Below are 21,612 nucleotides of genomic sequence, written 5' to 3'. Positions count from 1 at the left end.
GCACCGAGAGGGACACGTCGGGTGACAGGACGAACGGGCGTACGACCGTGTGTTGCGCGCCGTGGCGCCCGGGCGGCAGCTCCTGATCTGCGCGTCCTCGCGGGCTCCTGCACTCTGGTCAGATGGGAGTCTGGGACCTCGTACTGGTGGGCCTGGTCCTCCTGCTCGGCCTGTGCGGGGTGATGGTGCCCGGTGTGCCGGGGTCGTTGCTCGTGTGGGCCGCCGTCCTGTGGTGGGCGCTGGAGGACGTTCAGCCGGTCACGTGGTGGGTGCTCGTCGGGGCCACCCTCGCGCTGTTCGTCTCCCAGGTGGTGCGCTGGGCGCTCCCGCCCCGGCGTCTGCGCCCCGGCTGGGCCGGGCGCCGCATGGCGGCGTACGCGGCGGCGGGCTCGTTCCTGGGGTTCTTCCTGATCCCCGTGATCGGCTCGGTGCCCGGGTTCCTGGCCGGTGCCTACGTGGAGGCCCGGCGCCGCCTCGGCCGGCACGGCGAGGCACGGGCCGCGGTGCGCACGGCGATGCGCTCGGGCGGCTCCAGCGTGCTGGCGGAGCTGTTCACCTGCCAGCTGATCGCCGGGGCCTGGCTGGGCGCGGTGATCTGGGGCTGACCCGCCCCCCCGGACCCGCCCCGCCGAACCGGACCCTACGGCAGCGTGCCCTCCAGGGTGAGCAGCCGGACCTTGCGCTCGAGTCCCCCCGCGTACCCGGTCAGCGAGCCGTCCGCGCCGATCACCCGGTGGCAGGGGCGGACGACGAGCAGCGGGTTGGCGCCGATCGCGCCGCCGACGGCCCGGACGGCGGGCCGGGAGGCGCCGATGCGCGCGGCGATCTCGCCGTAGGTCGTGGTGGCCCCGTACGGGACGTCGTCCAGGGCGGCCCAGACGCGCTCCCGGAACGCGCTGCCGTGCGTGCTCAGCTCCAGGTGGAACTCCTTCAGCTCCCCGGCGAAGTAGGCGGCGAGCTGCTCCCCGGCGGCGCGGAAGGGCCCCGGGTCGTGCCGCCAGTCCGCCAGGACCGTCCGGCCGCCCTTCTGACCCGGCACGGACACGGAGGTCAGCGCGCCGGTGGCGGGGTCGGCGGTGAGCAGGAGGGGGCCGAGGGGGCTGTCGACCTCGGTCCAGGGGATACGGGGGGCCATGGCGGTCCTCTCGGTCGTGGTCATCGGGGGTCGGGCTCGCCGGCGGCGCGCAGGTGGCGCAGTGCGTAGGAGCGCCAGGGGCGCCAGGCGTCGGGCGACTCGGTACCGGGCGGCGGCACGTCCGGGTCGCCGAGGGCGCGGGTGCGGATCACGGCGACGGTACGGGCGTCCAGGCCGGGCAGGTCCCGCAGGGCACGGTACGCCTCGTCCCGGTCGGCGCCCGCGTCCAGCCGTACGGCTCCGTCGGCGAGGGCGGCGGTCAGCGCGCCCAGCGGCCCGGCGGGTTCGGCGCCGGCGAGCACGGCGGGCTCCGGGAACAGATGGGTGAGGCCGCCGCTGGGCGCGTCGAGCGCCTTGCCGTACCGGCGGACCAGTTCGGCGCTCCTTCGGGCCCCGGCGACGGCGCGTACGGCCAGTTCGTCGGGGTCGGCGGCGCCGGGTGAGCGCAGTCCCGGCCGGGCGGCGACGAGCGGGGCGAGCCGGGCGTCGGCGCCGAGCCGCGCGTCGACGGCGTACGGGTCGGCGTCCAGGTCGAACAGGCGCCTCAGCCGCTGCACGGCGGTGGTCAGGTCGCGGAGGTCGGTGAGATGGAGCCGGGCGTCGAGCCAGCCGCCGGGGTGGGTGGCCCCGCCCCTTCCGGGCGCCGGTGTGCTCTCCGCGACGGCGGCGACGGCGCTGCCGTGCGGGAGGCGCAGGGTGCGGCGGTAGAGGCGGGCGCCGGGCGGGCCGGTGACCTCCTCGACGCCGGGCACGGCCTCCTCGGCGAGCAGGTCGAAGACGGTTCCGGCGTGGTAGGGGCCCCGGTGGGCGAGGCGCAGCGGGATGCCGCCGGACGGGACGGCCGTACGCCCGTCGGGGCGGCCGCCGCGGGGTGCGGCGGCGCGCAGCTCGGTCGGGGTGCGGGCGTGGACGGCCCGGATGGTGTCGTTGAACTGCCGGACGCTGGCGAATCCGGCGGCGAAGGCGATCCGGGTGATCGGCAGGCCGGTGGTCTGCAGCAGTATCCGTGCGGTGTGGGCCCGCTGGGCGCGGGCCAGCGCGACGGGTCCCGCGCCGAGTTCGGCGGTGAGCTGCCGCTGCACCTGCCGGGTGCTGTAGCCGAGCCGGGCGGCGAGCCCGGCGACGCCCTCCCGGTCGACGATTCCGTCGCCGATCAGCCGCATCGCCCGGCCCACCACGTCCGCCCGTACGTTCCAGGCGGCGGAGCCGGGCACGGCGTCCGGACGGCACCGCCGGCAGGCCCGGAACCCCGAGCCCTGCGCGGCGGCGGCCGTCGCGAAGAACCGCACGTTCCGCCGCTTCGGCGTGACCGCCGGGCAGCTGGGGCGGCAGTAGACGCCGGTGGTCTCGACGGCGAAGAAGAACTCGCCGTCGAACCGGGCGTCGCGGCTGCGCACCGCCTCGTACCTGCTGTCCTCGTCCTTCACGCTGTCCAGTGTCCGTCGTGCCGGGGTGCGGCGCTGGCGGGAATCGGACACCGAGAACGCGGTCCGGCGGGCCCGCGTCAGCGCAGCCGGCCGCGCTTGGCCTCCATCGCGGCCCGGCCCTGCGCGCCCCTGCGCTTCCACTCCCGGCGCATCTCGGCGCGCAGCCGTGCGTCAGTCTTGGCGACGATGTACTGGTTCTCCCGCTTGAGTTTGCGGTAGCTCTCCAGCCGGCGCACCGGCAGTTCGCCGGAGTCGATCGCGGCCAGCACGGCGCAGCCCGGCTCCGCCTCGTGGGCGCAGTCGTGGAAGCGGCACCGCTCGGCGAGTGCCTCGATCTCGGAGAAGACCTGGCCGACGCCGGTCTCGGCGTCCCAGAGGCCGACGCCGCGCAGGCCCGGTGTGTCGATGAGGACGCCGCCGCCGGGCAGGGCGAGGAGGTTGCGGGTGGTGGTCGTGTGGCGGCCCTTGCCGTCCACGTCACGGGTGGCCCGCACCTCCATGACGTCCTCGCCGAGCAGGGCGTTGGCGAGGGTGGACTTGCCCGCGCCGGACTGCCCGAGAAGCACGCTCGTGCCACCGCCGACCAGGGCGGTGAGCACGTCGAGTCCGTCCCCGTCCACGCTGCTGACGGGGAGCACGGGCACGCCGGGTGCCGTGGTCTCCACGTCCCGCACGAGGTACGAGAGCGTCACCGCGTCCGGCACGAGGTCGGCCTTGGTGAGGACGACGATCGGCTGGGCGCCCGACTCCCAGGCCAGTGCGAGGAACCGCTCGATCCGGCCGAGGTCGAGTTCGGCGGCGAGCGACACGGCGACGATGGCGTGGTCGACGTTGGCGGCGAGGATCTGCCCCTCGGACCGCTTGGAGGAGGTGGACCGCACGAACGCGGTGCGGCGCGGGAGATACGCCTGGACGTAGCGCGGGTGGGCGCCCGCGGGGTCGACGGCGGCCCAGTCGCCCGTGCACACGACCTTCATGGGGTCGTGGGGGGTGACGAAGGCCGTGTCGGCGCGTACGACGCCGTCGGCGGTGACGACGTCGCACTGGCCCCGGTCGACGCGGACGACGCGTCCCGGGAGGAGTCCTTCGGCCGCGTGCGGGGCGAAGGCGTCCGCCCATGCCGCGTCCCAGCCGTAGGGGGCGAGCGCGGTGTGGACGGAGGAGGAAGCGGAGCTGGAAGTCAACGGGTGACCCTTCACAAGGGGGCCCCGGCCGGCGCGCGTGAGAGCGCGGCGAAGTGTGGTGTCAGCCGGTGGCCACGGAGGTGGACGGGATGGATCGCTTGCGGGCAGCGCTCGTCGCAATGACAGCCATCGGTCGGCACCTCCTCGTCACTTCCGTCGTACGGCGGCGGCCATGGGCCTCCGCTGTGGGAACGCCGTCACTCTAACCGGGCCCCGCGCACCGCCGTCAACCGGTTTTCAGGGTGCAGGGCCGCCCGTCGAGAGTGAGGTCGCGGGCCGGGGAGTTGGCGCCCCGCCAGGAGCCCAGGAAACCGAAGGTGATCTTTCCGCCGGCCGCGACGGACTGGTTGTAGTCGGCGGCGGAGGCGGTGACGCTGGGGCCGTTCTGGACGTAGTCGGCGTCCCACATCTGGCCGACCCGCTGGCCGTCCCGGAAGGACCAGGCGACGCTCCAGCCGTCCAGGGGGCGGTCGGTGGTGACGGTGACGATGGCCTGGAAGCCGTCGGTCCACTCGTTGACGAGGTCGTACACGGCCGTGCAGGACGGGGTCGCGGACGCCGGGGGCCGGGGGGTGTCCGGGCGGGCCGTCGGGGAGGTGGTGCCCTGCGGCTCGGGGTCGGGGTCGCGCGGGGCGGGGTCCGTGGAGCGCGAGGCGCCGGCGGACGGTCGCGGGGCCTCGCGGGCCGGCCGGGTGGCGGCCGTGACCGGCAGGGAGACCGTGGGGTCCACGGCCGGGCGGCGCTCGGTGAGGTCGCCGTCGGCCGCGCGGGCGCCGGCGGAGGAGCCTCCCTGGGTCATCGACACCGCGAGGGCGAGCCCGGAGACGAGGACGGCGGTGACGAGCAGGGCACCGCGCACCATCCGCGCCTTCTGCGCGCCGGGGCGGACCGGACCGGTGTCCGTGTCCGCGTCGGGGTGGGCGGCGAGACGGGCCTCGGCGGCACGGCGGCGGCGCTCCAGGTAGGCGAGGCCGCCCCAGCCGAGCACGCCCCCGGCGAGGGCGGCGGGCAGACCGCCGCCGTGCGGCCGCAGACAGGCGGCGGCCTCGGCGCACGGCACACAGGTGGCGAGGTGCCGGGAGAGGTCGCCGGGCATGTCGGCGGCGGGCGAGCGGTGCACCGCGTCGAGGAGGCGGGCGTAGCTGCGGCAGCGCGCGTCCATCGGGGTGTCGAGGTGGTTGCGCCGGCAGCGGTCCCGGAACAGGGCCCGCACCTGGGCGAGTTCGTCGGAGACGGTGGCCGGGTCGAGGCCCAGTTTGCGGGCGACGACGTGCGGCGGCAGCGCCTCGACCTCGGTGAGCCACAGCAGGGCCGCGTCCGGTTCCTGCATGTCCCGCAGTCCGCGCAGCGCGACGGGGCGTCCGAGCGGGGGGCCGGAATAGCGGGCGGCGTGCTCGGAGTTGAGCCACAGCCGCAGGTCGGGGTCGAGGCCGTCGCCCCGGCCGGCCTCCTCCCAGGCGGCCGCCGTGGTACGCACGGCGACCAGCAGCAGGGGGACGCGGGGCAGCCGCGTGGGACGGCGGGCCGCACCCGGTCCCGTCCCGGCATCGCGGGCCTCGCGCAGTCCGGCCGCGAAGGCCTCCGAGGCCAGATGGCCCGCCGACTCCGGGCCCACGGTGCACAGGTCGGCGTACGACAGCACGGCGTCCCAGCACTCGGCGAACAGGGCCGCCTCGGTGGCGTCCTGAGGGGTCGGCAGGTCCGGCATGAGTCTCCTGCATCCACGTCCGAGGACAACTCACCCCGGGAAAAGGGGAGTTGTGGGGTACCTCGCGGCAGGGCAGGAGCTTTTCACGTCCCCGTCACAACTGACAAGCGCTCTGTTCGGACGCCATGACGGACCGTGGCGCCCCCGCCCGTGCCCTGAGGTACGGATGCGGACCCCGTCCGGCTCATCCGTGACACCACCTATACCGTGGTGGACTCCTCGGCCGGAAGGCTGTCCATGAAGGAGCTCACGGAGAACACCGCCCGGCCGGGGCCGGGCTCGCCGTAGCCGGGGGGCGAGGACAGACCGAACTCCTCCATGGTCTGCCGGTACGCCTGGAGCAGCCGGATGTGGTATTCCAGCGGCGCGCCCTGCGGGTTGGCCTTGCCGAGCGGGGTCGTCGGCTCGGGGCACCAGGTGGTGAAGCGGGGCGTGATGCCCTTCGACATGAAGAAGCGCAGGCCCTCCGTGGTGGACGCGATCGCCTCGTCGACGGTCTTGAAGCCGAACGGCTCGGCCATCTCCACGCCCGCCACGAAGTTGGGGATCACGTTGCGGGCGCAGAAGATCTCCGCGGAGTCCAGGATGCGGCGGTGCCACTCGTCGCGGCCGACGTACCGCTCCTTGCCCGGGCAGTACATCTTGAACAGGTACTCGTCCCACACCTCGTAGTTGGGGTGGTAGATCTGCACGCCGTAGTCCTTGAAGCGCTGCACGTCGTCCTTGGGCAGCGCCTGGGCGACGACCTTGCCGATCCAGCGGCCGGGGAAGCGCTCCTCGATGGCCTTGGCGTAGTGGCCGTAGAAGTCGGCCTCGTCCCGGCCGGAGACGGTCTTGGTGATGGCGCCGCCGGTGAGGGTGTAGGCGGTGGACGCCTTCGCCGTGTCGTACCGGTCGATGATCTCCAGCGCCTCGAGGACCTCCTCGACGTCCTTCACACCGGTGTAGGGCCGCCCGGCCGCCTTGTGCTGGCGCCAGTTGTGGTTGATGTCGCAGTACTGGCACTCCTCCTTGGCGCCGAAGTACTGGCAGACCCGGAAGACGGTCAGGTAGATCAGGTAGCCCCACTGGATGGTGGGGGCGACCTCCATCACGGACTTCCCGTTGGACAGCTTGTGCTTGTAGTACTCCGGCATCGGCGGCACGCCGACGTCGGAGATGCGCTTGCCGTCCAGGTAGAGGCCGAGCATGCCGTGCTCGTCGGCGGCGACCCGGTACGGGGACGCCGGGTTCACCCGGACCGACACGACCGTGCGGCGCAGGTCGTAGGGGCCCCCGGTGAGGATGATCTCCTCGGGCGGGCGGCGCAGGGCGGCCTCGCCGAGCTCGGGTAGGGTGCCGTGGTCGAACGAGAAGATGAAGTACGACTTCGGTTTGACCTCACCGCCCTCGTTGTCGCTCAGGGCGGACGGGTCGAAGGCGACCCCGCCCCGGAGCAGATCCTCCTTGAAGACGGCTTCCCGCGGAACGTGCGGGAATCGCTCCATCAGATCCTCGACCAGTGCGGTGCGGCTGCCCATCCGTAATCTCCTCCCGGCTCAGGCGTACGACTCCTCACGGTATGCCCCCGCCCGATCGCGAGCCGCGCCGGGGCCCCTTCCGGCAGGTCGTGGCGTCCCGCGGGGCCTTTATGCCTCGCGTTCCAGCGCCGCCGGGTCGACCGCGTGAGCCAGGGGCAGACCGGCGGCGAGACGGGCCGCCTCCTCGGCGACGACGAGGCCGAGGCGGGCCGTCTCGTTGCCCTGGGAACCCGCCCGGTGCGGGGTGAGGACGGCGTTCGGCAGGTCGTAGAGCGGCGAGGAGGCGGGCAGCGGCTCGGGGTCGGTGACGTCGAGGATCGCGGAGAGCCGGCCGGTGCGCAGCTCGGCGACGAGGGCGTCGTGGTCGAGCAGCGAGCCGCGCGCGGTGTTGATCAGGACGGCGCCGTCGGGCATGAGGGCGAGCTCGCGGGCGCCGATCAGATGCCGGGTCTCGGGGGTGGCGGGGGCGTGGACGGTCACGACGTCCGAGGTGCGCAGCAGCTCGTCCAGCGGCAGCAGCGGTACGCCGAGGGCGGTGGCCGTCTCCTCGTCGACGTACGGGTCGGACAGGGCGGGCACCAGGTCGAAGGGGCGCAGCAGCTCGATGAGGCGGCGGCCGATGCGGGAGGCGCCGATGACACCGACCCGGCGGCCGAGGTTGCCGATGCCGGGCAGCAGGCCCCAGCCCCCGAAGGCGTCCCGCTCGGCGCGCAGCCGGTCGCGGACGGCGAAGAGGTCCTTGCCGGAGAGCAGGATCATGGCGAGCGTGTACTCGGCCACGGGCAGCGCGTTGGCGGCCGCCGCCGAGCCGACGGTGATGCCCCGGCACCACAGCTCGGGTGTGACGACGCCCTTGACCGAACCGGCCGCGTGCAGCACGGCCCGCAGCTCCGGGACGGCATCCAGGGCGGCAGCGTCCAGCCGGGGCGATCCCCATCCGGTGATCAGGATCTCGGCGCGGGCCAGGGCGTCCTTCACGCGCGGGTCCGTGAGGTCCTCGGCGACGAGGCCGGCGTCGATGTCCACCGCCTCGCGCAGCCGCGCCAGCACCGGGGCGGGAAGACCAGCGGGACGTTCTCCGCGGACAGGGCGAATACGGCGTACGGGCGCTGGGTCAACGCGTGGCCTCCGGCTCGGTGGGACGGGCCCGGACGTCGGTCGTGGAAAACGGTCTCTACCGTAGGCATCCGCGGATGAGAGGGTCAACGCGACAGACACGCACCGTGAAGGGCGACAGGATGACCGGGACGATCACCAACTGGGCGGGCAACATCACGTACGGCGCCGGGGAGCTGCACCGCCCCGTGTCGCTCGACGAGGTCGCCGCCCTCGTGGCCGCGAGCCCCCGCGTGCGGGTGCTGGGCAGCGGGCACTCCTTCAACGAGATCGCCGAGCCCGGACCCGAGGGCGTCCTGCTGTCGATCGCCGCCCTGCCCCCGCTGGTCGACGTGGACGGCGCCGCGCGCACGGTCCGCGTCGCGGGCGGCATCCGGTACGCCGAGCTGGCCCGCGAGGTGCACGCGCACGGTCTGGCGCTGCCCAACATGGCGTCGCTGCCGCACATCTCGGTGGCCGGATCCGTCGCCACCGGCACCCATGGCTCCGGGGTCGGCAACGGCTCGCTGGCGTCGGCGGTGCGCGAGGTGGAGCTGGTCACCGCCGACGGATCGGTGGTGCGGATCGGCCGGGACGACCCGCGGTTCGGGGGTGCCGTCACCTCGCTGGGCGCCCTCGGTGTCGTCACCGCGCTCACCCTCGACCTGGAGCCGGCCTTCGAGGTCGAGCAGCACGTGTTCACCGAGCTGCCGCTGGAGGGCCTGGACGCGGCGGCGTTCGAGGCGGTGATGTCGGCGGCGTACAGCGTCAGCCTGTTCACCGACTGGCGTACGCCGGGCTTCCGGCAGGTGTGGCTGAAGCGGCGCACCGACCAGCCGCTCGCCGGGGTGCCGGGGGCGGCGCCCGCCACCGAGAAGATGCACCCGGTGCCGGGGATGCCCGCCGAGAACTGCACCGAGCAGTTCGGGGTGCCGGGGCCCTGGCACGAGCGACTGCCGCACTTCCGGGCCGAGTTCACGCCGAGCAGCGGTGCCGAACTCCAGTCGGAGTACCTGCTGCCGCGCGAGCGTGCCCTGGAGGCGCTGCACGCGGTCGACGCGATCCGGGACACCGTCGCCCCGGTACTGCAGACATGCGAGGTGCGCACGGTCGCCGCCGACGGGCAGTGGCTCAGCCCGTCGTACGGCCGGGACACCGTGGCCCTGCACTTCACCTGGATCGAGGACACGGCGACGGTGCTGCCGGTCGTGCGGCGGCTGGAGGCGGCGCTGGAGGCGTTCGGGCCGCGACCGCACTGGGGGAAGGTGTTCACGACGCCCGCCCGGGAGCTGCGCGACCGCTATCCGCGGCTCGACGACTTCCGGGCGCTCGCCCGTGACCTGGACCCGAAGGGCACGTTCGCCAACGGGTTCGTCCGGGACGTGCTGGGCGACTGAGCCGGCGCCGGGGGCGCCGCCGCCCGCGAGCGGAGGCTCCCCCGGCGGCGGTCCGGGCGACTTCGTACAGCCCGTTCCTGAGCCCTTGCCGGACGACGGCGGCACGCGGCGGCGGGGTGACGCCGGGACCGGCGTACGGCGGGTGGCCGCGGGTGCCGTCCGCGGTCACTCGCCGCGCAGCACCTCGGCGATGGTCAGACGGCCGGCCCGGCGGGCGGCCGGGAGGACGCCCGGCGGGGCATTAGCATCTGGGCCTGTCACCTCCCCTTTCCCGAAGGACCCCCATGGCCCGCGCAGGACTGACCGCCGACCGCCTCGCCGCGGCGGCGGCCGAGCTCGCCGACGAGGTGGGGTTCGAGAACGTCAGCCTGTCCGCGCTGGCCCGGCACTTCGGGGTGAAGGACGCGAGCCTCTACTCGCACGTCAGGAACCTCCAGGACCTGCGGACCCGGGTGGCGCTGCTGGCCGGCGGCGAGCTGATCGACCGGATCGCGGCGGCCGTGGCGGGCCGCGCCGGCAAGGACGCGCTCGTCGCCTTCGCGGCGGCCTACCGGGCGTACGCCCTGGAGCACCCCGGCCGGTACGCGGCGACCCAGATGCCGATCGACCAGGAGCTGATCGCCGACTCCCCCGCGCTGCGCCGCACCGCCGAGATCACCTACGGCGTGCTGCGCGCCTACGGCCTGGACGAGCCCGACCTCACGGACGCGGTCCGGCTGCTGCGCAGCACGTTCCACGGCTACTGCTCGCTGGAGTCCACCGGGGCGTTCGGCGCCCCCCGGGACGTGGAGGAGTCCTGGGGCCGGGCCGTCGACGCCCTGCACGTGGCCCTCACGCACTGGCCGCGCGGCGGGCCCGGACGACCGCAGCCCCAGGCGCCCCGCTGACCACTTAGACTGGAAGCTTCGCGGTGGCCGCACGCTGCCGCCACGGGGGAGGGAGCGCGTCTTGTCCCAACAGCAGTTAGGACGCGGCCCGTCGAGATCCCGCCGCCCCCAGCCCTCGCCTCCCGCTCCGGACGGGGAGCCCGCGGCCGGTTCGCCGCCGGCCCGATTCGTCGGCTGGCTGGGCGGACTCGGCGCGGCGGCCGCCGGATACGCCGTCTTCCAGGCCCTGTTCGGGATCCTGCCCGACTCGCTCGACGGGTCGGCCGCCCGGTATCTGATCTCCGGCGTCAGCGGGCTCGGCACCTTCGTCGCGGTCTGGCTGGCGGCCGCCCTGCTGCGCGCCCGGGCGGCGGCGGGGAACCAGGCCGCCGGGGGCCGCGAGACGCGGGGCACGGGCGCGTCCGGCCCGCTCCCGCTGGTCTTCGCCTCCGCCCACGACGCCCTCGTCGGCCAGGTGTCCGTCGTGGACGACCCGGTGCGCGGGCGCCTCACCGGCTGGCCGCACTCCCTCGGCGAGAGCAACCCGCGACCGACCTCCGTGGGCACCGCGTACGGCCTGCACATGATGCTCGACCTGGGCGTGCCCGACGGCCGGCTCGGCACCGGCGCCCTGGTGGACACGCTGTGGCGGCTGCGGCTCCCCGAGGGCGGCTGGTCGGCGCGGTCCCAGGGGGCCCAGGCGCGTCCCGAGGTGACCGCGCTGGTCCTGGGCGCGCTGGCCCGCGCGGGCGTGCCGGCCGACCGGCTGGGCGACGAGGTGGAGCGCTGCGCGGCCGGGTTCACCCGGGACGGCGACCGCGCGGGCTGGGAGTCGACGCATGTGGTGACGACCGTGCTGCGCGGGCTGCTGCGGGCCGCGCCCGGCTCCCCGCTGCCGTCGCTGCTGCGCGAGGCCCTCGCGGACGGCGCGATCAGCGACGGGCGCCGGGACCATCTGCGCTGCTGGGGCTACCGGCTCCAGCCGCCGTACGGCAGGCCGTCGCCGCTGCACACCGCGCAGGCCGTGGTCGCCCTGGACCGGGCGGCGCGGGTGCTCGGCGAGGACGGCGACGCGCGCGGCGAGCGGGCCCGCACCGCGCGCGAGGACGGCATCCGCTGGCTGCTGGCCTGCCCGGACGCCCCGCACGACACCTGCCCGGACCTGGAGAACCTGCACGAGGAGGTGCGCCGCCCCCGCGGCGACGACCCGTCCCGGCACGAGGTGCTGAGCGTGCGGCACTTCACCGCGTCCTGGCTGGTGCGGGCCCTGCTCACACCGGGCGCGGTGGCCGTCGCCCGCGCCGAGGGCCTGGAGGACGAGTGGCGGGTCCGGCTGGACGGGGCGCTCGCCGCGGTGTGGGCGGGGCAGCGGGACGGCATCTGGGTCTGGGGGCGGGGTAGCGACGGCACCGAGCTGCACCGGCCCATGTGGATGACCTATCAGGGCCTTTCGGCGCTGCGCGCCCATGCCGTATGGATGTATCAGCCACGCGGATGAGCCGCTGCGGTACGGGAGGACGGGTGCATGGGTGACCGGCGGGTTCGTGCGGCACGGCGGCTTCTGGCCGAGGCGCTGGACGGTGAACTGCCCGAGCACGAACGGACGGCGGCCGCCCGCCGGGTCGTCGGCGAACTCGGCGCCGACGGCGCGCTGCCGGCGCTCGTCGCCGAACTGGCCTCCGGCGCGGGCGATCCCGAGGGCACGGCCCGGCTGTCGTACCGGCATGTGCTGGGCTTCGACAAGCTGCTGCTGATCGACGCGGGGCCGCGGCACATGCTGCGCGCGCATGTGTGGCATCCGGACGCGGGCGCGATCGGCGAGGAGGACATCCACAACCACCGTTCCCCGCTGGCCTCCTACGTCGTGCGGGGCCGGCTCGCCATGGAGCTGTACGAGGTGTCCGGCGACGGTGACGGTGTCGCGGCGGCCCGCTACGAGGAGTCGCTGGCGCGGGGGTCGGCGGACTGGACGCTCACGCGGGCCGGCGAGGCCCGGCTGCGGCTGACGCACACCGGCCAGTACGCGGCGGGCAGTTCGTACGCGCTGCCCGCGCACACCCTGCACCGGGCGTGGTGCGACACGGACGAGCCGACGGTGACGCTGTTCCTGGAGACGGGGGCCGGACGGCGGCCGCGCACCGACGTGTTCACGGCGGCGGGCCCGCATCCGGGGGCGGTGGCGAAGGTGCCGCTCGCGGTGCCGGAGTACCTGGCGGCGCTGCGGGACCTCGGGGACCGTCTCAGGTCCGGCTGAAGGCCTGCCGGACGACGTCCAGGTTGTACGCGTCGACGTCGACCGTCGTCAGCTCGGACCGGCTCAGCCAGACGGAGTCCTGGTCGGGCTCGGGCAGGGTGATCGCCGAAGTCAGCGGGCGGACCAGGAAGTTGTCCTGCCAGTTCTTGATCTCGTGGCCCCGGTAGTCGCTGACGAACGACGACTCGCCGACCTTGCGGACGACCTCGCCGAGCAGGCCGGTCTCCTCCTTCAGCTCCCGCAGCGCGCCGTCCTCGGGGCGCTCGCCGGGCTCCAGTTTGCCGCAGGGGACGCCCCACACCCGGGGCAGGAAGCGCTCCTTGACGCTGCGGCGGACCAGGAGGACCCGCCGGTCCTCGTCCATCACGACGGCGGCCGCCAGTCGCCTGTCGCCGGGGATGTCCATGGCCATGGTTCCTCGGTCCCTCGCCGGTGATGAGTCCAAAGGGTCTGATACCCGCGGACGGCTCCAGGCTAACAGTGCCGCAGGGGGTCCCGCCGGGCCAGCGCGTCGACCTCGCCGTACGTCGGGACGGTCCCCGACGGGGCCCTCCCCGCGGCGATCCCGTCGGCCGTGTCGAGGGCGGCTCCCAGGGCCACGCGGTAGAGCAGGGAGCCGAGGCTGACGCGGCGGACGCCGAGTTCGGCGAGCCGGGGGACGCCGGGACCGGCCGGGCTGTGGAGGACGTTGAGGGGGACGTCGAGGTCCTTCACCAGGGCCTCGATCTCCCGGGCGCCGGTGAGGCCGGGCACGAAGACCCCGTCGGCGCCCGCCTCCTGGTAGGCGTCGAGGCGGCGCCTCGGGTCCTCGCCGCCGTCGCCGAGCCAGTGGGTGTCGGTCCGGGCGTTCACGAACAGGCCCGGGACGGCCGCCTTGACCGCCGCGATCTTCGCCGCGTGGCGCACGGGGTCGCCCAGGCGGTCCTCCAGGTTGACGCCGACGGCTCCGACGGCCGCGAGCTGCCGGGCGAACGCGGCCACCTCCTCCGGGTCGTCGCTGTAGCCGTCCTCCGCGTCGACGGAGAGCAGCCCCGGACCGGAGCCCAGCACGAGGGCGAGGCGGAGGGTCTCCTCACGGGTGGCGGAGTCGCCGTCGGGCAGCCCGGCCGCCGCAGCGACGCCCAGACTGGTCGTGCCGACCGCAGGGAAGCCCCGGGCCACGAGCGCGGCCGCGGAGGCGTGGTCCCAGGCGTTGGGGAGGAGCAGGGGCGCGGCGCCGTGGTGGAGCGCGGCGAACGGGGTCATCGGCGTCATACGGGGAACGCTAGGGCCCGGTCCGTTCGGCCCCGGCCGAAGTGTCGGCGTGGGGTGCCGGCGTGAGGTACCGCCGTGAGATGCCGGGGTGAGGTGCCCGGGTCAGGTATCGGAGTCCGTGACCGGGCACTCCCCGGACGGCTGGATCCGTACCCGCCGTCCGCCGCCGAAGCGCACGTCCACCGCGCCGTCGCCGGACGGCCGTACGGTCACGAGGTCCGCGAGCGGTGCCGGGTCGGGGTCGGCGGTGAGGCGGGCGACGACGGCGAACAGGGTGGGTCCGGCGGACGTCGTCCCGGCAGGCTCGCCTTCCCCGGACAGGCCGACGGCGGGCAGCAGTTCGGCCCGCAGCCCCTCGGACGGCGCCCACCCGGTCACCCTCACCTCCGTGCCGGGCGGTGCGCCCGCGACCTCGTGGACCCGCACCTCCACCGCGCCCTCGGCCAGCACCACGCTGGTGACGCGGACGCCGTCCCTGACGGAGTGCCGGGACGCCGCCCAGCCGTCGCCGACACCGAGCGGCACGATGTCCGTACGGCTCGGATCGCCGCCGACGAGCACGGAGTTGTCGTACGGGGGCGAGGCCGAGGGTGCCGTCGCCGTGGAGTAGGCGAGCCGTGTGTAGTACGGGTCGTAACGGACGTCCTCGCTGCCGTGGTTGTGCAGCCGGACGAGTCCGTCCGAACGGGTGGACTGCAGCAGCCAGTTGGGGGCGGCTAGGGCGGTGACGGCGTCCTCGCGCTCGACGGGAGCGGGCTCCTCCGTCGCCGTCCACACCGGGTGCCCGGCCGGGAGCAGCAGCCCCAGGAACCCCTTGCTCGCCCAGTACGGGGACGCGGGCCCCGAGTAGCCCTGGAGCACCGAGGGGTCGGGGCCGTGCCAGTCGAGCGTCAGCAGACCGTTCGCGTCCACGGCCCCGCGGTCCAGGAAGTACGACAGGGCGCCGGACGCCAGCCGCCGGGTGACGCCGGGCGCGAGCGGGGTGTGCCCGGTGAGCGCGCCCAGCCACAGGGGGGCCGCCGTGGCGAACCGGTAGGTCAGGGAGCGGCCCTGGCGCATCGGGGCGCCGTCGCCGCCGAACATCCGGGCGTAGTCCGCCAGATGGCGCGACAGCCGGCCGCCGTACAGCTCCAGGAGCCGTTCGTCGTCGGCGAGCCAGGCGTGCAGCACCGGGTAGAGGTGCATCGCCCAGCCGTTGTAGTGGTCGAACTTGCGGCCGTCGCCGTCGGTGTACCAGCCGTCGCCTGCGTACCAGTCCTCGATGCGCGCGAGGCCACGGTCGATCGCCTCGCGGGACGCCTCGGGCCGGTACCCGATCTCCTGGAGGAAGCCGCCGACCGTCACCGGGAACAACTGCCAGTTGCAGGGCCAGGGTTCGGCGTGCAGCGCGTCGCCGAGCCAGGCCGCCGCGCGCTGCCGCACCGCGTCCGGCAGCCGGTCCCAGAGGAGGGGCCGGGTGAGCCGCAGCGCGAGCGCGATCGACGCCGCCTCGACCAGCGGCTGGGCGCGGTCCTCGATCCGGGGCCACACCCCGGACACCCCGGCCGCCAGTCCGTCGGCGTAGCGCTCCAGCACGGCCTCGTCCCGGCGGAACGCGGCGAGCAGCAGGGTGCGGGCGTAGCCCTCCAGGCCGTCGCAGAGCCGGCCGGACCAGCTCTCATGGTCGCCGGGCAGGTGGTAGAGGGCCCGGTCGCCGGTGGCGTACGGCTCGACGGCGGCGAGCAGGGCGTCGGCCGCCGCCTCCCAGTGCGCGCGGGTGAGGCCGGTGTACGGGCTGAGGGGCATGGCTCTCCCGGGTCGTGACGGCTCCTGGACGGCTCTTCGCGGTGCGCCACCCCCATCCCACCCGCCCCATGCCCCACCGCGCCAGACCGCCTGCGGGCGGCTCACCGGGTTACCGTCGCGGACATGAACGGCACGCCTCCCCTCGCCGACGCCCTCGCCTCGTCCACCGTCGTCCTCGACGGCGGCCTGTCCAACCAGCTGGAGACCATGGGCCACGACCTGAGCGACGACCTGTGGTCGGCCCGACTACTGGCGGAGGAGCCCGAGGCGATCGTGGAGGCGCACCTCGCCTACTTCGAGGCGGGGGCGGACGTGGCGATCACGGCAAGCTACCAGGCCACGTTCGAGGGCTTCGCGCGGCGCGGGCTGGACCGTGCGCGGGCCGCCGAGCTGATCGCGTCGAGCGTGGACCTGGCGCGCGAGGCGGCACGGCGGGCGCGGGCCCGCGGGGCCGGCCGCCCGCTGTGGGTGGCGGCGTCCGCCGGGCCGTACGGGGCGATGCTGGCGGACGGCTCCGAGTACCGGGGGCGGTACGGGCTGAGCGTGGCGGAGCTGGAGCGGTTCCACCGGCCCCGGCTGGAGGTCCTGGCGGCGGCCCGGCCCGACGTCCTCGCCCTGGAGACGGTCCCGGACGCCGACGAGGCCGAGGCGCTGCTGCGGGCGGTCCGCGGGCTGGGCGTCCCCGCCTGGTTGTCGTACTCGATCGACGGCGACCGCACCCGCGCCGGGCAGCCGCTGGAGGAGGCGTTCGGCCTCGCCGCCGACGCCGAGGAGGTGATCGCGGTGGGTGTGAACTGCTGCGCCCCCGAGGACGTCGAGGGCGCCGTCGAGATCGCCGCCCGGGTGACGGGCCGGCCGGTGGTGGCCTACCCCAACAGCGGCGAGTCCTGGAACGCGACGTCCCGCTCCTGGGACGGCCACATCACCCTCGCCCCCGCCCTGGCCCGCACCTGGCAGTCATCGGGCGCCCACCTGATCGGCGGCTGCTGCCGCGTCGGCCCCCCGACGATCACCGCCCTCGCACAGACGCTGACGCCCGGGGGGTGACGCCCGCGCGCGGCTCCGGGTGGGCGGCGGGGAATAGCGCCGAGCGCGGAGGACCGGACGGACGCCGCCGGACCGCCCCCGCCGCATCGGGTCGCACCCGCCGTCCGGGGCACGACGCCTGAGCGACGCGGCGAACGACCACACCGCCCGACGCGTACGGCCACGGGACCCGTCCCACACCATCCGGTGCACGCCCCCGGGCCACCGGCCCCGACCGGTACGGGGCCCTCCCCCGGCGGGTCACCGCCCGAGACGGCGTCGCCGACGGGCCGACATCCGGTGCGTGCACCACTCCGACTGCCGGCCCCGACCCGGAAGCCCTGCGCGACAACCGGTCACACCCGACGGCCGGGCGGTGGCCCCCCACGGCCCCCCACGGCCCCCACGGCCCGGCACGACGCCTCAGCGGCGCGGCAAGCGGGCGCAGCGCCCGCGCATGCCTCATCCGCGTGTCGCGCACGGGCCGTGGCACCGGAACCACCCCGCCGGAGGCGAGGGCGCACCCCGGGGACCGTCCCCGCCGCGCAGCCCTCAGTGGCGGCGGACCGCTCCCGGTAGGCGGAGGCGGCGGACCACCGCGCGCATGTCCGTGGTGCGGGGTGTGGGGTCGGAGGGCAGGGCGGGGACGGGGCGGGGGGCGGTCCACAGGGCCACTTCCGCGTCGCGGGGGCCGAGGTCCGTGCGGGGCTCGCCGTCGCCGAAGATCCGGACCGGGTGGGTGGGGTCCCAGGGGCGCCAGCCGGGGTCGCCGTCCGTCGCGAAGCGCACCCACGCGCCGTGCATCTCGTCCGCCAGTTCCTGCGGGGCGCCCTCGCCGGCCAGCTTGCGGGACTCCGGGGAGTCGCCGGTGTCGAAGACGAAGCCCAGTTCCAGGGCGTGGCAGGAGCCAAGGTCGGGCAGGTTGGACGGCCAGGCGAACTCGTACAGGTAGGACGATCCGGGGCGGGCGTCGGCCAGGCGGTGCAGGGGGACGCGCAGCAGGTGGTCGGTGACCATCTGGCCGACGATCTCGGCGGCGCCGGCCTCCGGGTGCAGCGCGCGGTAGCCGCGGGGGACGTCGGCGCCGGCGTGGCAGCGGGCCATGGCTCCGGCGAGGGCGACGGCGCCGAGCCGGTCGACCCGCTCGAGGAGGCCGCCGGGCACCAGCCACAGCCGGTACTCGTCCCTGGTCCAGCCCATCATCAGCTCGACGCCCGCCGCGGCGCCGTCGGTCAGCGCCTCCAGCGGGTCGCGGGGCACCAGGTCGCCGTCGACGACGATCCCGAACGCGGGTCCGCCCAGCACGGGCGAGCTGAGCCTGCCCACCTCGCCCTGGGTGCGCAGCAGCAGCTCGCGGTCGACCTCGGCGAACGCGGCGGCGGTGGCGGGGATCTTCAGCCGGGCCGCCATGCGGCGCACCATGCGGCGCACCTTGTCCCGTTCGCCGGCCTCGGGCGGCCCGCTCTGCAGGATCGCCCGCCGCACCAGCCCCTGGGCCTGCGGCGCGGCGATCAGCGCGCCGGTGCTGATGGCTCCGGCGGACTGCCCGAACAGGGTGACGCGGCCGGGGTCGCCGCCGAACGCGGCTATGGACGCGTGCACCCACTCCAGTGCGGCGAGCTGGTCGCGCAGGCCCGGGTTGGCGGGGGCGTCCGGGAAGTAGCCGTAGCCCTCGACGCCGAGCCGGTAGTTCACCGAGACGAGGACGACCCCGTCGCGGGCGAAGGCGTGCCCGTCGTACACGGGCACCCCGGAGGAGCCGCGGGTGAGGGCGCCGCCGTGCAGGAAGACCATGACGGGCAGCCGGGCGCCGGGCGCGGGGTCGGGCGTCCATACGTTGAGGTTGAGGCAGTCGTCGCCGGGCACGGACGGGTCGGAGAGGTACTGCGCGAACGCCTCGGAGTACGGCGGCTTCGGCGCGGTCGGCCCGAACGCGAGGGCGTCGCGCACGCCGTCCCAGGGCTCGGGCGGCTCCGGCGGCCGGAACCGGCGCGGGCCGAAGGGGGGCGCCGCGTAGGGGATGCCCTTGAACACGGCGACGCCGTGCTCGTATCTGCCGCGTACCGCACCGTGGGGTGTGCTCACCACGGGATCGGCGGGGTCCACAGGGTCCGTCCGGAGTGCCGTCATACGTCCGTCAGCCTCCTCCACCGCGCTCATGCACCGTGAAGATCACAGCACCTCATTCTGGCCGGATATTCCACCGGACGGGGGGTGGATGCGGCCGTTCGGCGTACGGGACGGAGGTGCGGCGCGGCGTTGGACCGGCCGGGTGGTCGCGGCGCCGCTCGGCACGTGTGCCCTGGTGGCGGCCGTGATCGCTGCTAGCTTCGCGAGCTGTCGAAGGGGCCCCGCGAGTCTGCGCCGAGCAGCGGGCGGGGCCCCGTCCCATGAGCCGAGGCGAGGTAGGCGGGTATGAGCGTAGAGCCGGACGAGCCGGCGGTTGCCCCGTTCAAGCGCAGGAGTTTCCTGGCGTCGGCCGCGTTGGCGGCCGGAGCGCCGGCCGCGGTCGCCGGCACCGCGCAGACCGCGCAGGCCGCTCCCCTGGCGGGCGCGCCGGCCGCCGCGGCCCGGCTCGGGTCGGTGGCCCGCCTGATGGCGGTCCCGGCGGACGCCCGCGGGGTCGCCTGGCTGCGGTCGGCGCTCCAGGTCGCCGTGGGCCTGGAGCTCGCCACGATCCCGCCCTATCTGTGCGGCTGGTGGTCGGTGAAGGACCAGCGCAGCGAGGTCGCGCGGATGATCCGGCGCATCGTCGGCGACGAGATGTACCACCTGGGCATCGTCTGCAACCTGCTGGTCGCCATCGGTGGCCGGCCGCAGGTCAAGGCCGCCGCGCCCGTCTACCCGGGGCCACTGCCCGGCGGGGTGCGGGCGGGCGTGAACGTCTATCTGTCGGGGCTGACCAAGTCCTTCGTCCGGGACGTGATGATGGCGATCGAGGCTCCCGAGGAGTCGCTGGTGCGCAGCGCGCAGGCGTCCCCGACGGTCGGCGAGTTCTACGAGGGCATGCTGAACGCGTTCCGGGCGGTGCGCCCGGAGCTGTCGACGCGGGGGCAGGTGAGCCAGCGCATCGACTCCGACGAGCTGCGCCCGGTGCGGACCCTGGACGACGTCGAGCACGACATCGAGGTCATCCGGGAGCAGGGCGAGGGCACGGCGTCCTCGCCGAACGACTCGTTCTCGCACGACGCGCCCGCGCACTACTACGCGTTCGGGGAGATCTACCACGGCCGGGAGCTGCGGCAGACCGACGAGGGCTGGCGGTACGTCGGCCCGCCCGTGCCGTTCCCGGAGGTGCGGCCCATGGCGCCGGTCCCGGTGGGCGGCTGGCCGCGCGCGTCGGTGCACGTCGGAGGGGTGCTGTACCGCTTCGACGCCATGTACAGCACGGTGCTGGACTCCCTGGACGACGCCTGGGCGGGCGGTGGGCACCGCAGTCTGGGGGCCGGCATCCACACCATGCGCGGTCTGGCGGACCCGGCCGTGGAGCTGATGGAGACCCCGCTGCCGGACCGCCGGGGCACCTACGGCCCCCAGTTCCACGCCCTGCCCCGGCCGAACAAGTAGAGCCGCCTCAGCCCGCCGCCCAGCCGATCCCGCCCCGCAGATGCGCGCGGAAGGCGGGGTCGTCGTACAGCTCGGCGGCGTGGCCGAGGGCCGTGTAGAAGACGCGTCCGGCGCCGTGCTCGTGGCACCACGCCAGCGGGTGGTCGTCGCCCATGCCGCCCCCGTCGTACGACGACTCGTCGGCGGAGACCAGCACCCGGACGGCGCCCCGGGGGCTGCGGCGGAAGTCGTACCACTCGTCGGTGAGTTCCCACACGGGCGGCAGGTGCCGGGTGGCGGGGTGGTCGTGGTCCTCGACGACGGCCTTGCCGGGCTGGAGGTCGGGGTGCCGGTCGAAGCGGGCGCCGAGCAGGTCGCCGTAGGCGGGCCAGCCGTACTCGGTGCAGGCGGCGGCGTGGATCCCGGCGAAGCCGCCGCCGGATCGGACGTGGGCGAGGAGCCGGTCGCGGCCGGCCTGGGTGAGCACGTCGCCGCTGGTGGAGAGGAAGACGACGGCCGCGTAGCCGTCGAGGGGGCGTTCGAGGGCCGCGGGGTCCTCGGTGTGGTCCACCTCGAAGCCGCCGAGCGTGCGCAGCGCCTCCACCCCGGCCGGGATGGACGCGTGCCGGTAGTCGGTGGTGCGGGTGAACACGAGGAGTCGTACGGCCATGCGGTCCAGCGTAGACGACGGGTCCCGCCGGGCCGCCCCGCTGTGAACTGCCGTCCGTCGTCGGGGTGTTCCATCGGAGCGGGGTACTGCGTAGCCTCGGCCGGGATGAATGGCCTTCCCGCGTACCTGGATCATCTCGTGCTGGCGACGCCCGATCTCGCCGCCACCCTCGCCGAGTTCACCCGCCGTACGGGGGTGGAACCGGCCCCGGGCGGCGTGCATGTCGGGCGTGGCACCCGCAACCATCTGGTGGCGCTGGGCGGCGCCGGCTATCTGGAGATCATCGGCCCGGACCCGGACCAGGCCGCTCCGGGGCGGCCGAAGCCCTTCGCGTCCCTCGGGCTCACGACCGCGCGCATCCTGACCTGGGCGATCGCCCCGCCGGACCTGGACGCGGCGATCGCGGCCGCGCGGGCGCAGGGGTACGACCCGGGTCCGGCGAAGCCGATGAGCAGGCGCCGGCCCGACGGCACCCTGCTGCGGTGGCGGCTCACCGACGGCGACGACGCGCATCCGTCCGGTCTGGTGCCCTTCCTGATCGACTGGGGCGGCTCGCCCCATCCCACGGACGCGGGGCTGCCCCTCACTCCCCTGCTGGCGATGTCGGGCAGCGCGCCCGACCCGGACGCCGTCCGGCCCCTGGTGCGGTCGCTCGGCACCCAACTGGCCCTGACGGAGGGCCCGGTCGGTCTGTCGTGCACGCTGGACACGCCCAAGGGCCCGGTGACCCTCCACTGAGGCGGGT

18 protein-coding genes and 1 pseudogene are annotated in these 21,612 nt (G+C 75.2%); 8 read left to right on the top strand and 11 right to left on the bottom strand.

The features are described 5' to 3' along the window. Positions 1 to 122: 122 nt before the first annotated feature. On the top strand, positions 123 to 605 hold the full coding sequence (locus F8R89_RS27840; protein ID WP_151786520.1) for a DUF456 domain-containing protein: 483 nt from the start codon (positions 123 to 125) through the stop codon (positions 603 to 605). Positions 606 to 640: 35 nt separating this feature from the next. Here F8R89_RS27840 and F8R89_RS27835 read toward each other — a convergent pair whose 3' ends face one another. From F8R89_RS27835 to F8R89_RS27810, 6 genes and pseudogenes are all read right to left on the bottom strand, one after another. Further along, positions 641 to 1,159: a methylated-DNA--[protein]-cysteine S-methyltransferase gene (locus F8R89_RS27835; RefSeq protein ID WP_151786519.1), complete on the bottom strand. Its 519-nt coding sequence runs from the start codon at positions 1,157 to 1,159 to the stop codon at positions 641 to 643. After that, entirely contained in the window at positions 1,156 to 2,562 is a 1,407-nt protein-coding gene (locus F8R89_RS27830; protein ID WP_151786518.1) for a DNA-3-methyladenine glycosylase 2 family protein, read from the bottom strand. The genes F8R89_RS27835 and F8R89_RS27830 overlap by 4 nt, the downstream gene beginning before the upstream one ends. A 77-nt stretch (positions 2,563 to 2,639) precedes the next feature. After that, complete coding sequence (gene rsgA / locus F8R89_RS27825) at positions 2,640 to 3,746, bottom strand: ribosome small subunit-dependent GTPase A (RefSeq protein WP_151786517.1); 1,107 nt, start codon at positions 3,744 to 3,746, stop codon at positions 2,640 to 2,642. A 226-nt stretch (positions 3,747 to 3,972) separates the two neighbouring features. Further along, positions 3,973 to 5,454: a cellulose binding domain-containing protein gene (locus tag F8R89_RS27820; protein ID WP_151786516.1), complete on the bottom strand. Its 1,482-nt coding sequence runs from the start codon at positions 5,452 to 5,454 to the stop codon at positions 3,973 to 3,975. 200 nt (positions 5,455 to 5,654) lie between these two features. Continuing rightward, entirely contained in the window at positions 5,655 to 6,974 is a 1,320-nt protein-coding gene (locus tag F8R89_RS27815) for a radical SAM protein (RefSeq protein WP_151786515.1), read from the bottom strand. Positions 6,975 to 7,082: 108 nt separating this feature from the next. Then, positions 7,083 to 8,092: pseudogene (locus F8R89_RS27810) on the bottom strand (hydroxyacid dehydrogenase). A gap of 120 nt (positions 8,093 to 8,212) precedes the next feature. Here F8R89_RS27810 and F8R89_RS27805 point away from each other — a divergent pair. The 4 genes from F8R89_RS27805 to F8R89_RS27790 all read left to right on the top strand — a co-directional run bounded on the left by F8R89_RS27805 (position 8,213) and on the right by F8R89_RS27790 (position 12,586). Beyond that, complete coding sequence (locus tag F8R89_RS27805; RefSeq protein WP_151786514.1) at positions 8,213 to 9,466, top strand: FAD-binding protein; 1,254 nt, start codon at positions 8,213 to 8,215, stop codon at positions 9,464 to 9,466. A 284-nt stretch (positions 9,467 to 9,750) separates the two neighbouring features. Next, positions 9,751 to 10,353, top strand: a complete 603-nt coding sequence (locus tag F8R89_RS27800) for a TetR/AcrR family transcriptional regulator (protein WP_151786513.1) — start codon at positions 9,751 to 9,753, stop codon at positions 10,351 to 10,353. A gap of 61 nt (positions 10,354 to 10,414) precedes the next feature. Next, positions 10,415 to 11,830 (top strand): hypothetical protein, encoded by a 1,416-nt coding sequence (locus tag F8R89_RS27795; RefSeq protein ID WP_151786512.1) that lies wholly within the window; start codon positions 10,415 to 10,417, stop codon positions 11,828 to 11,830. 27 nt (positions 11,831 to 11,857) lie between these two features. Then, complete coding sequence (locus F8R89_RS27790; protein WP_151786511.1) at positions 11,858 to 12,586, top strand: hypothetical protein; 729 nt, start codon at positions 11,858 to 11,860, stop codon at positions 12,584 to 12,586. Here F8R89_RS27790 and F8R89_RS27785 read toward each other — a convergent pair. The 3 genes from F8R89_RS27785 to F8R89_RS27775 form a co-directional block, all read right to left on the bottom strand. Next, positions 12,573 to 12,998, bottom strand: coding sequence for an NUDIX hydrolase (locus F8R89_RS27785; protein WP_151786510.1), 426 nt, complete (start codon positions 12,996 to 12,998; stop codon positions 12,573 to 12,575). The two genes, F8R89_RS27790 and F8R89_RS27785, sit on opposite strands and share 14 nt — an antisense overlap. A gap of 62 nt (positions 12,999 to 13,060) precedes the next feature. Beyond that, on the bottom strand, positions 13,061 to 13,831 hold the full coding sequence (locus tag F8R89_RS27780; protein WP_413251297.1) for an isocitrate lyase/PEP mutase family protein: 771 nt from the start codon (positions 13,829 to 13,831) through the stop codon (positions 13,061 to 13,063). Positions 13,832 to 13,942: 111 nt separating this feature from the next. Next, entirely contained in the window at positions 13,943 to 15,625 is a 1,683-nt protein-coding gene (locus tag F8R89_RS27775; RefSeq protein ID WP_151786508.1) for a DUF2264 domain-containing protein, read from the bottom strand. A 123-nt stretch (positions 15,626 to 15,748) separates the two neighbouring features. On the opposite strand from F8R89_RS27775, the gene mmuM reads away from it, so the two are divergent. Then, positions 15,749 to 16,672 (top strand): homocysteine S-methyltransferase, encoded by a 924-nt coding sequence (gene mmuM, locus F8R89_RS27770; protein WP_151786507.1) that lies wholly within the window; start codon positions 15,749 to 15,751, stop codon positions 16,670 to 16,672. 531 nt (positions 16,673 to 17,203) lie between these two features. On the opposite strand, the gene F8R89_RS27765 is transcribed toward mmuM, so the two are convergent. Further along, entirely contained in the window at positions 17,204 to 18,781 is a 1,578-nt protein-coding gene (locus tag F8R89_RS27765) for a carboxylesterase/lipase family protein (protein WP_151786506.1), read from the bottom strand. Between the two features lie 285 nt (positions 18,782 to 19,066). Between F8R89_RS27765 and F8R89_RS27760 the strand changes: the two genes are divergently transcribed. Next, positions 19,067 to 20,218, top strand: coding sequence for a ferritin-like domain-containing protein (locus tag F8R89_RS27760; protein WP_151786505.1), 1,152 nt, complete (start codon positions 19,067 to 19,069; stop codon positions 20,216 to 20,218). 7 nt (positions 20,219 to 20,225) lie between these two features. Here the strand turns inward: F8R89_RS27760 and F8R89_RS27755 are convergent, their stop codons facing one another. Beyond that, positions 20,226 to 20,867 (bottom strand): ThuA domain-containing protein, encoded by a 642-nt coding sequence (locus F8R89_RS27755; protein ID WP_151786504.1) that lies wholly within the window; start codon positions 20,865 to 20,867, stop codon positions 20,226 to 20,228. A gap of 105 nt (positions 20,868 to 20,972) precedes the next feature. Between F8R89_RS27755 and F8R89_RS27750 the strand changes: the two genes are divergently transcribed. Further along, positions 20,973 to 21,605, top strand: a complete 633-nt coding sequence (locus F8R89_RS27750; protein WP_151786503.1) for a VOC family protein — start codon at positions 20,973 to 20,975, stop codon at positions 21,603 to 21,605. Positions 21,606 to 21,612: the final 7 nt, after the last annotated feature.

Source organism: Streptomyces sp. SS1-1 (assembly GCF_008973465.1).
In the GTDB taxonomy this organism is placed as follows: domain Bacteria; phylum Actinomycetota; class Actinomycetes; order Streptomycetales; family Streptomycetaceae; genus Streptomyces.
The sequence above is the reverse complement of the archived record's forward strand: the minus strand, read 5'-3'. Positions and strand labels throughout refer to the sequence as shown.